This is a genomic window from Ferruginibacter paludis, from assembly GCF_030409685.1.
In the GTDB taxonomy this organism is placed as follows: domain Bacteria; phylum Bacteroidota; class Bacteroidia; order Chitinophagales; family Chitinophagaceae; genus Ferruginibacter; species Ferruginibacter paludis.
Genome location: NZ_JAUFQJ010000002.1, coordinates 324,040 through 339,497, shown reverse-complemented (window position 1 = coordinate 339,497; position 15,458 = coordinate 324,040). Strand labels below are relative to the sequence as shown.

Annotated in this window: 9 protein-coding genes; 2 read left to right on the top strand and 7 right to left on the bottom strand. The window is 42.6% G+C overall.

What is annotated here, in order from left to right; translation table 11 throughout:
• Positions 1-280: 280 nt before the first annotated feature.
• The 4 genes from QWZ08_RS03310 to QWZ08_RS03295 all read right to left on the bottom strand — a co-directional run bounded on the left by QWZ08_RS03310 (position 281) and on the right by QWZ08_RS03295 (position 9,453).
• Positions 281-3,073, bottom strand: coding sequence for a glycoside hydrolase family 2 protein (locus QWZ08_RS03310; protein ID WP_290335787.1), 2,793 nt, complete (start codon positions 3,071-3,073; stop codon positions 281-283).
• Between the two features lie 33 nt (positions 3,074-3,106).
• Positions 3,107-4,048 (bottom strand): glycoside hydrolase family 43 protein, encoded by a 942-nt coding sequence (locus QWZ08_RS03305; RefSeq protein WP_290335786.1) that lies wholly within the window; start codon positions 4,046-4,048, stop codon positions 3,107-3,109.
• Positions 4,049-4,118: 70 nt separating this feature from the next.
• Positions 4,119-6,548: a beta-galactosidase GalB gene (gene galB / locus QWZ08_RS03300; protein ID WP_290335785.1), complete on the bottom strand. Its 2,430-nt coding sequence runs from the start codon at positions 6,546-6,548 to the stop codon at positions 4,119-4,121.
• A gap of 31 nt (positions 6,549-6,579) precedes the next feature.
• Complete coding sequence (locus tag QWZ08_RS03295) at positions 6,580-9,453, bottom strand: TIM-barrel domain-containing protein (protein WP_290335784.1); 2,874 nt, start codon at positions 9,451-9,453, stop codon at positions 6,580-6,582.
• A 236-nt stretch (positions 9,454-9,689) separates the two neighbouring features.
• On the opposite strand from QWZ08_RS03295, the gene QWZ08_RS03290 reads away from it, so the two are divergent.
• Positions 9,690-11,147 carry a gluconokinase gene (locus tag QWZ08_RS03290; protein ID WP_290335783.1) on the top strand — a complete coding sequence of 486 codons (1,458 nt, stop codon included), beginning with the start codon at positions 9,690-9,692 and terminating at the stop codon, positions 11,145-11,147.
• 4 nt (positions 11,148-11,151) lie between these two features.
• On the opposite strand, the gene QWZ08_RS03285 is transcribed toward QWZ08_RS03290, so the two are convergent.
• Positions 11,152-12,480, bottom strand: a complete 1,329-nt coding sequence (locus tag QWZ08_RS03285) for an NAD(P)/FAD-dependent oxidoreductase (RefSeq protein ID WP_290335782.1) — start codon at positions 12,478-12,480, stop codon at positions 11,152-11,154.
• A gap of 307 nt (positions 12,481-12,787) precedes the next feature.
• Between QWZ08_RS03285 and QWZ08_RS03280 the strand changes: the two genes are divergently transcribed.
• On the top strand, positions 12,788-13,441 hold the full coding sequence (locus tag QWZ08_RS03280) for an HD domain-containing protein (protein WP_290335781.1): 654 nt from the start codon (positions 12,788-12,790) through the stop codon (positions 13,439-13,441).
• A 32-nt stretch (positions 13,442-13,473) separates the two neighbouring features.
• On the opposite strand, the gene QWZ08_RS03275 is transcribed toward QWZ08_RS03280, so the two are convergent.
• Together QWZ08_RS03275 and nagA are read right to left on the bottom strand one after the other, a co-directional pair.
• Positions 13,474-14,193: a phosphatase PAP2 family protein gene (locus tag QWZ08_RS03275; RefSeq protein WP_290335780.1), complete on the bottom strand. Its 720-nt coding sequence runs from the start codon at positions 14,191-14,193 to the stop codon at positions 13,474-13,476.
• A 115-nt stretch (positions 14,194-14,308) separates the two neighbouring features.
• Positions 14,309-15,424, bottom strand: coding sequence for an N-acetylglucosamine-6-phosphate deacetylase (nagA, locus tag QWZ08_RS03270; RefSeq protein ID WP_290335779.1), 1,116 nt, complete (start codon positions 15,422-15,424; stop codon positions 14,309-14,311).
• Positions 15,425-15,458: the final 34 nt, after the last annotated feature.

Here is a 15,458-nt window from a genome sequence, read left to right as displayed (position 1 = left end):
AGTTCGCTTTTTTGATTCAGGTGATACAATAAAATCTAACAACAGGGCTGTACGTAAAACGTTTGATAATCTATTTATTCTTTTATAAAGCTCCTGATATAATAACATGGACGAATAACTGCTATAGCAAAAGAAGCAAATAAATTGTAAAAATCAGGTAAGAGAAATAAGCTTGTTGTTGTAATCTTCTTTCGATTTCCGGGCATTCATTATTTAATTTTCTGCAAGTTCAATTCCATCGGAGCATAGCACTTTAGTTCGCTGTAAAGTGAGCAGTATTTTAATGTGCAGGTGTAAAATCAAACCACAAATTACCTTTAACCGGAGCATAGTTTAACTGCATATTCAGCTGGCTTTGCGGACCCATTTTTTCAGCCGGTTGAAACTTGGTTCCGATAGCGGGAATAGCATTCATAAAACCAATATTACCTTCTGCAAATGCAGGACTGGTATTGTCATTATTTGCGCCGGCAGGCCTTGAAGGTTTCAGCATTTGCAGGAAAACATTTTCTTCTTCATTGTATACCCTGAAAGTGGATTCTTTATTTTCAATTGCTACCCAATACAGGTTTGCGTGGTAGCCTTTAAACTCAGGATAGTTCCAGCTTTCGCCGGTGATGGTATTGTTGTATTGCTTTTGCCAAACGCCAAACTGCTGGCCTTTTAAGCGATTCTTCCAAACACGGTAAGGCCCACGGCCCAGCCACTTCATACCGGTAATCTTTTCTTCCGGGTAATTAAAGCTGATGCCCATACAAGGCACCTGTCCTTTTACAGAATAAGCGTATTCAAGCTTCACTGGCTGGCCAGGAGTAAAGATCCATTTTACGGTAAAAGTGGATGGCCCTTCATAAATCGGTTCAACAATATATTGGGTACTATTTGCGTAATGTTTCAACTCCTTTAAATTATGTTTTACCCCACTAACAATTGGTCCGTTGGACAATGAAATGGTTGATTTTTTATTGATGACTTTTGAAAGCTGACCTGTAGCGTTATCAAAAAAATAACTGATGCCATCCAGCTGCACGATAATATTATTATCCGATGTTTTTGTTTCAACAGCTGTTGTAGCTGCAACAGGTAACATCTTTTTTGCAAGAGTTGCTGCGGATTGCAATGGCCAGCTCCAGGTAAAAATTTCTTTGTTATAAGGATCATGTGCGGTGAGGTACAACACATCACTGCTGTTCCATAACGCTGGCAAATTTAATTGCAGCGGGCCTGTCCCGCCAGGTGCAAGCGATATAGTTGCTTTTCCTGTTGCAACGATGGTGTTAGATGCGGTCGTATCACCGGGAGCTGGCAGCTTCGCCAGTTTCCAGGCGAATGAACATTGATTGAGGTTGGTATATAAATAGCGGTTGGCAATTTCAATACTACCATTGAAAGAGGACGTGATAGCTGTCTGTTTAATATACACCGGGCTCCATATTTCTTTAATGGTATAAAAGCTGGCTTCCTTTTCCCGGTATGGACCCACAATGCCATCGGGTGCATGATTGCCATCTGTATCCATCACGCTGTCCTTATCCATGCGTACCATACCTTCATCATGAAAGCTCCATAAAAAACCACCTGCACCATACGGATGCTGCAGGATCAGGTTCCAGAAATCATCCAGTCCGGCACCATGGCCGCCATCATACAGACCATGCATAAACTCCGTTGGAAAAAATATTTCCTTTCCATACAAAGCCGAGTTGACCACGTAATTATAATCAGGATAATGTTTAGTGTCGGTACCGTTAAATTTCTCCCAAGGGTGAATGACCAGCCTGTTCTGTGGATCATATAGTTGGTAATCATTGTCCAGTGCCCGGTTCCAGCCGCCTTCATTGCCATTGTCCCACATTACAATACCGGGATGATTGACATCTCTTGTCACTAGTTCCTTCACAAGCCTTCTTCCTGTGACAGTATCATACGCAGCCTGCCAGCCTGTTAACTCATCCAGCACAAACAAACCCAGTGAATCGCAGGCATCTAAAAAGTGCTGATCCGGTGGATAGTGTGACATGCGCACGGCGTTCATGTTCATCTCTTTCATCAGGCCGATATCCAGCAGGCTTATTTCTTTACTTAATGTACGTCCGGTTAAAGGCCATGAGCTGTGGCGGCACACACCTTTGAAAATTACTTTTTGCCCGTTTACATAAAAACCATCCTGCGACCGTAACTCCGCTGTTCTGAAACCAAATTTTTGTGTAATGCTATGCAGTGATTGACCCCTATTTTTGATGGTAACTTTTACCTGGTACAAATGTGGAAACTCGGGGTTCCATAAATCAGGATTAGTGAATTGCTTTTTCAAAACAATCTTTTCATTGACTGCCGTTACGTTAACAGAAAATGGTGCTTCTACATTTTCGCCGCGTAGGTTCTGTACCTGCGCTTCAATAGTGTTGCCGGCTTTAATATTCATTGCAAACACATCCATGCTGAAAGCTCCATTGGCCTTTGCGTCAATGGCCACTCTGTCAATAAATACGGATGGTAGAATTTCCAAATAGACCGGCCGGTAAATACCGCCCAGCACCCAAAAATCACCATTGCGTTCAGCCCTGTTGATGGATGCATTGGCGGATTGTTTACTGACTTTTACTTCAAGCAAATTATTTGTACCGTATTTGAGTAATGCACTGATATCATATTTAAACCGGTAAAAACCTCCCTGGTGCAGGGCGCCTGCCAACCGGCCATTTATCTTTACTTGGGTGTCCGTCATACTACCTTCAAAAACAATAAACACTTTTTTATTTTTCCATTCTGAAGCCGCTTTAAATGAATGTTTATACAAACCCTGTTCATCCGTTTTTACTTTATCATGGCCATAGCTATAACCGCCAAAGCTTTGCTGCTCCCAGTTGGAAGGCACGGCAATGCTTGTCCATTTGCCGCTGTTCATCCCTTTCGTGCAAAAGAAATCCCATTGCACGGTATGATCTTTATCTGTGCCCGATAAGTATTGAATGGCTGTTTCCTGCGCCGTTGCATGCACAAAAAACAAGGTCAAAATCATAAGTCCAACAAAACTTTGCTTAAAATTTTTGCGCAGGCAAGATGGCATCATTACATTTTAATTTTCTGTTGTAAAGTTATCCGGTTATTTAAAGAAACTTTCAAACTCCGACGAGGTAATCCCGATAACAGTCCCGTGCCTTGTCCCAGCAGGAAACTGGATAGCATCAGAAACATCCTTCCAATTTATTAAATCAGTTGATTCTACCCCACCGTATTTTTCTTCAGCATATTTATCAAAATAAACAATCCATTTTTTTCCTACTTGAATGGCAGTAGGTCCTTCGGCCCAGTACTTACCGGTAATGGGTGCTGATGGTTTTCCAAAGCCATAAGTAAGATGATCGCTCCATGCGATTCGGATATTTTTTTGCGGCAATGGTTTTAATGTTTCATCCTTTAAGAACATGCAATATTTTTTACCCACTTTTTGAATGGTAGCATCGATAACGTTGAAGCCCTTATCGTATAATAATTTGGCCGGGCTGTATTTTTTAAAATCGCTGGTAGTTACATAATACAACCGGTGATTGTATTTTTCATCACCACTGGTATCTCCGGCTGCAAACCGGCCTGGTATGGTGGTTGACCAATAGATCATGTACAATTTGTTTTGTGCATCATAAATAATTTCTGGTGCCCAGCAATTGAGTGCTGTTGGTTCCTGTTCCATCACCGGTATAAATTGCTGCGCAGACCAATGCACCATGTCTTTTGAACTGGCATAACCAATGCCATGGTCTTTCCAGCTCACTGTCCAAACCATGTGAAATAGTCTGTCTGCGCCTTTAATGATACAGGGGTCTCTCATCAGTTTATCCTTGCTTACTGCAGGAGTTAAAAAAGAACTATCACCTTTTAATGCCATCCATTTGTACCCGTCCTTACTATAGGCCAAATGAAGTCCGTCCTGGCCATTGTCCCTGAAAGAAGCAAAAATTAATATGCTGTCTTTTGCAATTTGCTGCGCATAATTATTTTGTAAGAAGCCAAGCAGAAAAATAAAAGGGACGATTTTCTTTTTCATTGTATATAGTACTAAAAATTAAAAATACCGTCACCAAAGTTTGATGACGGCTTTATAAAAGATATAATCTTTATTTTGAAATAATATTTACTTGTGCTGTCTGCAAGCCAGGAGCTGTCGCTTTTAAAACAATATTTCCTTTTTTACTACCTGCCTTTATCACCGCCAAACACAAACCATTAAAAGCTTTTCGCTTGTTATCCTTAAAGCTTTCCATGCTGGTTTCGTTGCCATTATCGACACCTGCAATACTTCCCCCATTGGTGACTTCAAACTGTACCAGGTTGGCTGCATCCGGCACGAGGTTGCCATTTTTGTCCAGCACTTTTACGGTTACAAAACTTACATCATCACCACCTGAAGCAATGATTTTTCTATCAGCGGTTAGTTCTATTTTGTAAGCAGGTCCCGCGGTTGTTACTTCTTTTGTCAAAACAGTCCCGCCGTTTTTACGACTGATTGCTTTCAGTGTTCCAGGTTCAAAAGGCAGGCGCCACATCACATGCAGGTCATCACCGGTTTTCTTTTTAATGCCAACCGATTTGCCGTTTAAATACAGTTCCACTTCATCGGCATTGTTGTAGTATGCCCATACATCTACGGTATCACCCTGCTTCCAGTTCCAGTGCGGCAACAGGTGCAATACATTTTTATTTGTCCATTCGCTTTGGTACATGTAGTACACATCCTTTGGAAAACCCGCCAGATCGATGATGCCGAAATAAGAGCTTCTTGCAGGCCATGGATAAGGTGTTGGTTCACCAATATAATCAAAGCCGGTCCAGATGTACTGGCCTGAAAGGAAATTGTATTTCTTCATTTCTTTCCAGGTTTCTTCATGTGTTGAACCCCATGGCGCAGATACATTATCATAAGCAGATACGGTTAAATCTTTATTGCCCTCATTAAAAGGTTTGTCCCAGCGCTCCGGCCAGCGGCGCAAACTATCAGAAGGAATTAAATCATAATGGCCACGGGTTTCCAGTGCAGAAACCGTTTCAGTGCCAATAAACTTTTGGCCGGGAAAATTCTTTTGAAAGTCTGCGAAATTCTGGTGATGATAATTGAATCCAACCAAATCCAGCGCACCGGATTGATAAATTTTATTACCCGGCTGAGGATCGTTGAGAGCGGATGTGATGGGACGGGTGGTATCCAGTGCTTTTACAATACCAGCTAACTCTTTGGCAATGGTGATACCTGAGCTATCCCATTGCTCTAAAATTTCATTGCCAATGCTCCACATAAAAACCGATGGATGATTGCGGTCGCGTAATATCAAATCTTCCAAATCTCTTTGGTGCCATTCATCCCAAACGAGGTGATAATCGTATTTATTCTTTTGCTTTTTCCACATATCAAACGCTTCGTCCATTACAATAAAACCCATCTTATCACAAAGGTCCAGCAGCTCCGGAGCCGGCGGGTTATGCGACGTGCGGATGCCATTGCAGCCCATGCCTTTTAATATTTCCAGTTGCCTTTCCAAAGCACGGGTATTAATGGCTGCACCCAGACATCCCAAATCGTGGTGATCGCAAACGCCGTTTATTTTAACAGGCTTGCCATTCAGTAAAAAGCCTTTATTTACATCAAACACAAAGCTGCGTATACCCATTGGGGTTGTGTACGCATCAATTAATTTTCCATCACTCATCACCTGTGTTACTACTTTGTATAAGTAAGGATTGGTATCCGACCATAAGGATGGAGCAGTGACTGTAAGATCGTGTGCAACGCCCGAAACCGTATCCTTCAATGAAATACTGTTGCTGGTTTTTCTTGCCACTTCTCTACCTGCCGCATTGTAAATGATATTGGTTACAATTACATTTTTTTGAGGGTCATCTGCATGCCGTATGTTAGCGGCAATATGCACCGTTGCGGAATTTTTATTGACAACCGGGGTTGTAATGAAAGTGCCCCAATGATCGATGTAAATTTTATCTGTTGTAACCAACCACACATTGCGGTAAATTCCGGAGCCGGAATACCAGCGGGAATTGGGTTGCTTTGAATTATCCACTTTAACTGCAATCACATTATTTTCGGTGCCGTATTTAAGCCAGGGTGTAAGATCGTAACGGAAAGAACTAAAGCCATAGGGCCGCAGACCAAGCCAATGCCCGTTGATCCATACTTCACTGTTCATATACACGCCATCAAAATCAATACTGACTATTTTATTTTTTGAAGCCAGCGGCACCGTAAAGTTTTTTACATACCAACCGAGGCCGCCACGCAAAGCCCCGCCGCCATTGCCTGTCGGGCTGGCAGAATCAAATGGAAATTCAATACTCCAGTCGTGCGGTACATTTAATGTGCGCCAGCCCCTTGTATTTGCCGACGGTTTGCTGTAATCATTTAGAGAGTCCAGTTTAAACTTCCAGTTGTTGTTAAAGCTGGCTCGTGTTCGTTGCGCAGTTACATTTTTTACCGGCGATAAAAATGCTATAGCTGCCAGCAAAAAAAACGTACACTTGATAGTAAGGGTATTCATATAAGATTTCTAATAGTTAAAAATGAGTGTATTATTTTGAAAGATTCGCTACCAGCTTTTTACCTGCATACTTCACTGTTTTTTGCGGGGCAACATTTTGTAAATCAAGTGGCAATGGTTTGTCTTTCGTTACCAGTACAATTTTAAAAGTACGGTTGTTTAACATGCCTTTGAAACTGCCTTTCCTGTTTTCAATTGTTACAGTTTTTGCTGCTTCAGTATAATTAATTTGTATCGTTGCAAACTGCCCGTTTTCATAATTGTAATTGGTATTTTCATCTTCATACAAGGTAAAGCTGGCATCCTTACCGCCATACACATACAGCGTGATTGGGTCAGCGGGTTTTTCGGCCGTGTACTCCATCTCGGGTCCATAAGGAATGATGGAACCTTCTTTTACAAACAAGGGTATTTGCTCATAAGGTGCATCTGCTGTGATGGTTTGACCCCCTGCTATAAATTTACCATCATATAAATTATACCAGCCAGTGCCTGCAGGTAAATACACAGCTCTGTTTCTTGCTAAAAAATCAGTGACCGGGTTTACCAAAATAGCAGGTCCAAACATATACTCGTTGCCAATGTTTTTAACCTCGGTATCATTTGCGAAATCCATTTGCAAAGCACGCATAATAGTGTAATCGTTTTGGTAGGTTTGGCCGGCCAGTGAATAAATGTAAGGCATCAGGCGGTAGCGCAATTTGTCGTAATACAACATGCTTTTATAGGCAGGATGATCTTCCGGTGCGGTGTTAAATATTTCGCGGTAAGGGTATTGCCCATGCACCCTGAAGAGCGGGCAAAAAGCGCCAAACTGGTACCAGCGGGTCATTTGTTCCCGCCACTCTTCCAGGTCCTTTCCCTTTGCATTTTCGTAACGTTGTTCGGTGGCAAAACCACCTATATCTGTTGTCCAGTACGGCATTCCGGATAAACCAAAATTTAAGCCAGCGGGAATTTGATTTTTAAAATCCTCCCAGCGCGAGCCGATATCACCACTCCAGGTTGCAGCCGCATATTTTTGAATGCCAGCATAAGAGGAACGGGTAAGAATAAAAACCCTTTTAGCAGGATTGGTTGCACGCTGCCCTTCATACACACCTTTTGCATTCATCAGTGCGAATGCGTTGTAATTTTTTGCAGAGGAACCGAAGTAGTTGGGTGTGCTCAATTCTTTGCGTTGCTGCGGACTGCCATTGCTGTTGATATCCGGTTCGGTTGCATCCAACCACCAGGCATCCACGCCGGCGGGATACAAAGTTTTATTCATCGTTCCCCAGAAAGCTTTACGTGCATTGGGATTATATGCATCGTAAAAACTGCTCACATATCCTTTACCAATCCAGTCTCTTTCATGGTTGGCCACATTGCGTTTGTATATCCAGCCGCTATCGTTCATCATCTTATAATTGGCTATACCTTCATAAAACTTGGGCCATACCGAAATCATAAATTGGGTATGGTATTTTTCATGCAGTGTTTTGATCATACCGGCTGCGTCCGGGAAACGTGTTTTATCAAAGTCCTGGCTGCCCCACTTGTCCGGCTCCCAGTAACTCCAGTCTTCTACGATATTATCCAGCGGAATTTTTCGTTTACGAAACTCCGCCACAGTGCTTAAAATTTCTTCCTGTGTTTTATATCTTTCCCTGCTTTGCCAAAAGCCCATCGCCCATTTAGGCAGCATAGTAGCTTTACCCGTAAGATTGCGGTAACCGCTTATTACCTCATCCATGTTAGCGCCGGTAACAAAATAATAATCAACCGCAGTGCCTGCTTCTGATTCAAAAGCAAATTCATTTTTATCCTTGCCAGTTAAGGGTTTCAGCCAGGTGCAGGAAATATAAGACTGACTGCTGGAAGGATCCCACTCAATTTTAAAGTCGTATTTCTTCCCTTTCTCGAAATTGATTTTTATAAGCTCTGTGCCCGGGTTCCAGCTTTGACGCCACCTGCTGGCAATCAATTTTCCATCCATAAAAATTTTTGTATAGCCGGACAAATAAAAATTAAATACATGCTGGCCGGTAAAGCCGCTTTCAATTTTACCCTCCCATGTTACGAGTGTATTGGCCAAATTGATACTGTCTGGGAATTTTTTTAGCGAAGGAATATAAGGATAGTCGATGTAAGACTCGGGCCTTGACACAAAGATGTGCGTTGGATTTTTCTTGTCAATATAAGTAGCCGTTAACCATCCCTCATCACCATTGGCGCTAAATAATTTCAGCGTATTCAGTTGCTCATAGTTCCTGCTGTCAATGCTTTTGGTAATGGAATTGTTGTGCCATAAAATACCATAATTTTTACTGGAGGTCATAAAAGGAACCGCCACTTCTGTGTTGTACTGCGATAATAACACCTGCGTGCCCTTATAATTAAAAACACCGGCCTGGTGCTGGCCGAGGCCATACAATCCTTCATCAGCGCTGCTTTCAAAAGCCTGCCGTACTATGTAAGACTGTTCACCATCCAGCGTGGTGCCGGTAAATGTTTTTCCGCCGCCGGGCGCCTCCTGCAATAATACATTGCCTGCCTTGTCAAGAAAACTCACCTGCCCGGTTGATAAAATTATTTTCGCTTGTGTGGTTGCTGTAACTAAAATTACTTCGCCCGCAGTTTCTTTGATGTCCCACTTTACAGGGCTGCGCTTTTTTTCATCCAGTACCAGGCTCGGTTGTTCTGCAAATTGATCCAGCGGCGTTGCCGTAACATGAAAAATATTTTCACTGACCACCTGTAGCTTAATCAGCCGGGCAGCATTGGGTTGCCCATTGTTTAGCTGAACAATAATACCATCTTCAATTTTTGTGTAGGCAGGTGGCTGAGTTGCAGCTGCAATAAAAGGTGTTAATAAACAAGAACATAAAAAACAAGCAACAATTGCGGAGACTTTGGTAAACATGGAAGCTTTAATTTAGCAGATCGTGATAAAAATCCGTGTAAGTTTAAACGCGAACCGGGTATATTTTATAAAATAAAGTCAAAATGACATTTATACCATAAAGGTATTTAAATGTTGACTTCAACGCCGTTTTATTTAGGGATACCACGGAAAGACAGTATTATTGTTTATAAATAAGCAGTTAACTGCTAAACTGATTACTTATACATTTTGAAAAGCCACACAACGACTGCGGTATGGATTATTTTATAGGAATTGATATTGGAACTACATCTACAAAAGCCGTTGCTTTTTCTTCTACCGGGGTGGTGCTGGCAAAGCAGTCATCCGGCTACCCGATATTGCATCCGCAGGAAAACCAGAGTGAACAAAACCCGCAGGAAATACTGGATGCGGTAATCCATTGTCTTACCGGAATAGCTGCTGCATTGCCGCAAGATCAGCCGGTATTCATCAGCTTTTCTTCTGCCATGCATAGCTTAATATTGATGGATGAAAATGATCAGCCATTAACCAATTGTATCATTTGGGCGGATAACCGTGCCGGTGAATTAGCCGTTGCATTGAAGCAAACGCCACAGGGCGAAAAGTATTATCACAGCACCGGCGTGCCCATTCATGCCATGTCGCCGCTTTGCAAGATGCTTTGGTTTAAAAAGAATGAACCCTTGGCTTTTGCAAGGTGTACAAAATTTATCGGCATCAAGGAATTTGTATTTCACCGGCTGTTTGGCAAATACATTGTTGATACCGCCATTGCATCGGCCACTGGTTTATTGAACAGTGTAGCACTGCAATGGGAAGCAAACATTCTTGCAGATTTGGGTATTGAAAAAAGCCATTTATCCAGCATTGTAGCCTGCACTCATATTGAATATTTACCCGCAAAAATTGAATCGAATGCGGCAGAACAACTAAAGGCTTTTAAGCAAACCGCTTTTGTAATTGGCAGCAGCGACGGCGCATTGGCGAATCTTGGCAGTGGCGCTACAGTAGCGGGTTCTATGGCAGTAACCATTGGCACCAGCAGTGCCGCAAGGGTGGTTACTTCGCAGCTGATAACAGATAAAAGCATGCGCACTTTCTGTTATCATTTAAACGGCGAACAATATATTCTGGGCGGCGCCAGCAGCAATGGCGCCGTCGTTATTCAATGGTTGAAAGAACAGTTATTAAAGGATACAACGGCCTACGACGAATTTATACATCTTGCGACCAACGTTGCAGCGGGCAGCGATGAATTATTGTTGTTGCCTTATATCCTCGGTGAAAGAGCACCGCTATGGAACCCGGATGCAAGAGGCGTTTATTTTGGTTTGGACATCAAACATACTACAGCACATTTGATACGGGCAGCCATGGAATCGGTGGTATACAATGTGTACAGTATCGGCAAAATATTGATGGAGAAATCACCCGTTACCACCATTTACGCCAACGGTGGTTTTACTGAAAGCCCTTTGTGGGTGCAGGTGCTGGCTGATACATTTAACCTGCCGGTGAATGTAATTGCTGTTGAAGAATGTTCGGCTCTGGGTGCCGTGATGGTGGGCATACAGGCATTGGCATTGCCTTACACCATGGAAATTGCTGTCGGAAAAACCTACGAGCCTGATCAATCAAACCATCAAATTTATCAACGTCAGTGCTCAAAAATGGAGCGGTTGTATGAACTTGTAAAAGATGAATTCTAACTGTCTAATTTGCACCAACCGCCTGTGGCCTTTGTTCAACTACGACGGTTGAAGGTGCTTCAGTCGTGACACTTTGCTTTGCCGCTGGCCTTAAAATCATTCTTAAAGACTGGTCTTTTGTAAAATAAGCAATCATCCAGTTCCAGAAAGTACGCACCCTGTTGCGGTAAGTAATTAACGAAGCCAGGTGAATAAAAAGCCACGCCAGCCATGCTATGAAACCATTCATATGCAACTTCGGTTTAGGCAAATCTACTACCGCCTTGTTGCGGCCAATGATGGCCATAGAGCCCTTGTCTTTATATTCAAAAGCCTCCGGCGTTTTGCCTTCCTGTATGAGTTTAAAATTTTTAGCCAGCTGCACCGCATGCTGAATGGCCACCTGCGCTACCTGCGGATGCCCATTGGGAAATTTTGCATCTGTGGTTTGTAAAGCGGTATCTCCCAGTGCATAAATATTTTGTGTATTTTTCACTTTATTGAACTCGTCCACTATCATTCTTTTTCCGCGGCCATAACTTTCCTCAGGCAATCCCTCAAACACTTTTGCGGATACACCTGCGGCCCAGATCAAACTCCTTGACCCAATGGTTTCGCCGTTGGCCAGTATTACTTTATTGTCAACATAATCTTTCACCTGGCAGTTAAGCTTTATTTTAACACCGAGCTTTGTCAGGGCTTCAAAAGTATCTTTCTGCGATTCGGGACTCATCGGTGTAAGCACCGCACCGAGGCCATCTACCAAATAAATTTCGCCCCCCTTACCTGTTAAAAAAGGATACTCTTTTCTTATTATTCCATTCTTCATTTCGGCAAACATACCGGCCAGTTCAACGCCTGTAGGCCCGCCGCCTGCAATTACGATTGTGAGCAATTCTTTTATTTCAACGGGATCATTGCTGATGGCTGCCTGCTCCATATTTTCCAGCAGCTTATTCCGCATTTCCATGGCGTCACTCAGCGTTTTCATGGGCAGCGATTTTTGCGCTACGTTCTTCATGCCAAAATAATTGGTCTCAGCACCGGTGGCAAATACCAGCTGATCGTAACTCATTTCACCCTCATCCAATATTATTTTGTTTTGTTCCGGCACTACTTTCAGTACTTCTGCCAAACGAAAATGCAGGTTATCTTTTCCGGCAAAAAATTTACGGAAAGGATAGCTGATGCTGGTCGGCTCAAGGAAACCAGTGGCCACCTGGTAAATTAAAGGAGGAAAAAAATTATAGTTATTCTTATCAATTAAAGTCACATCGAAACCATCCTTGCCGGCGAGCTTTTTTGCCAGGTTTACCCCTGCGAATCCACCACCTACTATTACAATATTCATCATATTTTATTTTAAAGAAATCTGTTAAGACTCCTGGTTACTGGCAATAACAAATATGGAAAGCGAATGTTTGATTTTAGCAGTTGCAATTATAATACCTTTTTTTAAAAGGGCTACATAAATGGTCTGAAGGATGGATTGGGGAGTTAAAGCTACAGGCTGGGTAAATACGCTGGTCTCCTGGCGATAACTAATCATATTAAAACCCAGTTGCCCGAATGGAAACTTTGGGTATTTTGCAAGTATAATACTTTAAAGGAACCATAAATTTGTATCAAATTTTTTCAACACCCATTACCTTAATCAGATCATGACAGAAGAGGAGATAATTAATGCAACAGTCCATTTTGTAAAAGCAACTTTGCAGGGAGCCGAGGGCGGTCACGACTGGTTTCATATTGAACGGGTTTGGAAAAACGCCAACACCATTGCAAAAACTGAAAATGTGAATGGTTTGGTTGTAGCATTGGGTGCATTGCTGCACGATATTGCCGATGCTAAGTTTAATAATGGCGATGAAGAAATCGGACCTGCTATGGCAAGCCGTTTTTTGCATTCACTTGCAGTCCCTGAAGCCACCATTGAGCACGTTGAAAACATCATCCGCAATATTTCTTTTAAGGGCGGCCATTTTACACAAATATTTACCAGTCCGGAGCTGGACGTTGTACAGGATGCTGACAGGCTGGATGCCCTGGGCGCCATTGGCATTGCCAGGGCATTTAATTATGGTGGCTTTAAAAACAGGGAGCTATATAATCCTTCGGTTGCACCAGACTTACACATGACGAAAGAAACCTATAAAACAACAACGGCACCCACCATCAATCATTTTTATGAAAAACTGCTGTTGCTAAAAGATAAAATGAATACCGGTACAGGCAGGCAAATGGCTGAAGAAAGGCATGCATTTATGGAAACATTTTTAGCACAATTTTACCTGGAATGGGAAGGCGACAAATAAATTAACGGTAAGAATCAGGTGTTTTGTGGCCTTTAATTTTTCTTCTTTTTATATTTTACTTTATCGAAAACCCAGTAAGTCAGTTTGCTGGAAAGCATACCCAACCCGGCACCTGCCAGCACTTCGGTAAGGAGGTGACTTTTATTATAGATACGCAGTACACCCACGGTAGCAGCCACCAGGTAGCCGCTGTAACTTAACACTGGATGAGATTCTTTTAACTCCTGGTGAAATATTTCGGCGCCCCTGAAAGCATTTGTTGTATGACCGCTCGGAAACTTGGTGCCCTGTGTGGTATAGTCATCAATGCCATGCGAAATCTTTCTCATCACAAAACCAACACCACCCGCGATGGCTACAGAGCCTGCATCAAGAATAACGTGTTCAGCAAAACTATGTTTAGTTTTTATATGCAGTGCATCCATCAGGTAAATGGATGCCGTTGGTGCCCACATCAGGTAGTCATCGGCTTTTGTGTGAAAGCCGGGATGATTGGCTTTAATATTTGCCATAATATCATCATCGAGTTGCCGGATACCACCCATGGCGGGCTTTAAGCAACCATATAAAATCATTGAAGCTGGTATAATAACCGCAGCAGGCTTTAAATAGGTTGTATGCGTTACATTGCTTTCGTCAGTAGGGTGGTGACCACCATAATGCACCACAATCGTGTCCTGTGCCGAAGCTTTAACAACGATAACAAAAAAGATAAAAAATGATGCAGTAAAATTGGAGTAACAACTTTTCATATGTAACAAATTGATGCCGGGAGGTATACTATCTTGCAAATTTTTGTAGTGCTAACGAAATTGCAAAGGCAATTGGTGTGCATGCAAATAAAAAAAATCAACCTTATTTTGATAACTACAACACCATCGTTTGTATCAATGACAGGTCATCACTGAACTGCACAAAACTGGCCGGAAAGCCAGCTTTGATTTTACCAACTTTATCCTGCATTTTTATTGCCGCTGCAGCCCTGCAGGTTGCCATCCTGATTGCTTCTTCAGCGGATACATTCAAATGCTTTACCGCATTGCGAACCGCATCTGCCATGGAGATGGTAGCGCCGGCCAGGTTGCCTTCATCGTTTCTGTACAGGCCATCTGCCAACGCCGCTTTAAAACCTTCCCATACAAATTCCTTTTTCTTTTTGCTTAAAAAGAGCGCATCGCTTATCAGCACCAGCTTATCTTTTTTACATTTATAGGCCAGCCTGGCGGCGGCATAATCACAGTGAGCGCCATCTAAAATGATGGGGGTGTAAACAGCATCGTTGCTTAAGGCCGCACCAACCAATCCCGGTGAGCGGTGGCCAAATTGCGTCATTGCGTTAAATAAGTGCGTGATGAGTTGTATGCCTTTTGAAAAACCATACTGCGCCTGTTCGTAGGTAGCATTGGAATGGCCCGCCGACACAACGATGCCGCTTTCCATCAGCATATCAATTTGTTCATCAGTAAAACACTCCGGTGCAATAGTAATTAATTTGATGACGTCCTTACCGTACCGGATGATTTCTTCCAGCTCGGCATTCGTTGGCGTACGAACGTATTTTGCCAGGTGTGCCCCCCGTTTTATGGGATTAATAAACGGCCCTTCCAGGTGCATGCCCATTACACCGTTGCTGAATTTGAGCCGGTAGTTTTTGACGGCTTCAATACCCTGCAAAATATTTTCATGTGATGAAGAAATAAGACAGGGCAACATATGCGTGGTACCATATTGCAGACTGCTTTCATAAATATCATGAATGGCAGCTTCGGTCGGTGATTGACTAAAATGCAGCTGTTCGCCACCGTTGATATGGATATCGATAAAACCGGCTGCAATATTTTGCCCTTTTAAGTCCACCACGGCACAATTTTCCGGCACTTCTTTTTGAACAGATTGTATGACGCTGTTTTCAATAACTACCACTCCTTTCTCTATTATTTCTTCACCGGTATGTATGGTACAATTTATAATGGCCTGCTGCATGCTTCTTGTTTGGTTTTCTTTTTATTAGGATGAA

Excerpts from the sequence above, each read along its gene's own strand:
- QWZ08_RS03310 (WP_290335787.1), bottom strand. The coding sequence starts at position 3,073 with ATGATGCCATCTTGCCTGCGCAAAAATTTTAAGCAAAGTTTTGTTGGA.
- QWZ08_RS03305 (WP_290335786.1), bottom strand. The coding sequence starts at position 4,048 with ATGAAAAAGAAAATCGTCCCTTTTATTTTTCTGCTTGGCTTCTTACAA.
- galB (WP_290335785.1), bottom strand. The coding sequence starts at position 6,548 with ATGAATACCCTTACTATCAAGTGTACGTTTTTTTTGCTGGCAGCTATA.
- QWZ08_RS03295 (WP_290335784.1), bottom strand. The coding sequence starts at position 9,453 with ATGTTTACCAAAGTCTCCGCAATTGTTGCTTGTTTTTTATGTTCTTGT.
- QWZ08_RS03290 (WP_290335783.1), top strand. The coding sequence starts at position 9,690 with ATGGATTATTTTATAGGAATTGATATTGGAACTACATCTACAAAAGCC.
- QWZ08_RS03285 (WP_290335782.1), bottom strand. The coding sequence starts at position 12,480 with ATGATGAATATTGTAATAGTAGGTGGTGGATTCGCAGGGGTAAACCTG.
- QWZ08_RS03280 (WP_290335781.1), top strand. The coding sequence starts at position 12,788 with ATGACAGAAGAGGAGATAATTAATGCAACAGTCCATTTTGTAAAAGCA.
- QWZ08_RS03275 (WP_290335780.1), bottom strand. The coding sequence starts at position 14,193 with ATGAAAAGTTGTTACTCCAATTTTACTGCATCATTTTTTATCTTTTTT.
- nagA (WP_290335779.1), bottom strand. The coding sequence starts at position 15,424 with ATGCAGCAGGCCATTATAAATTGTACCATACATACCGGTGAAGAAATA.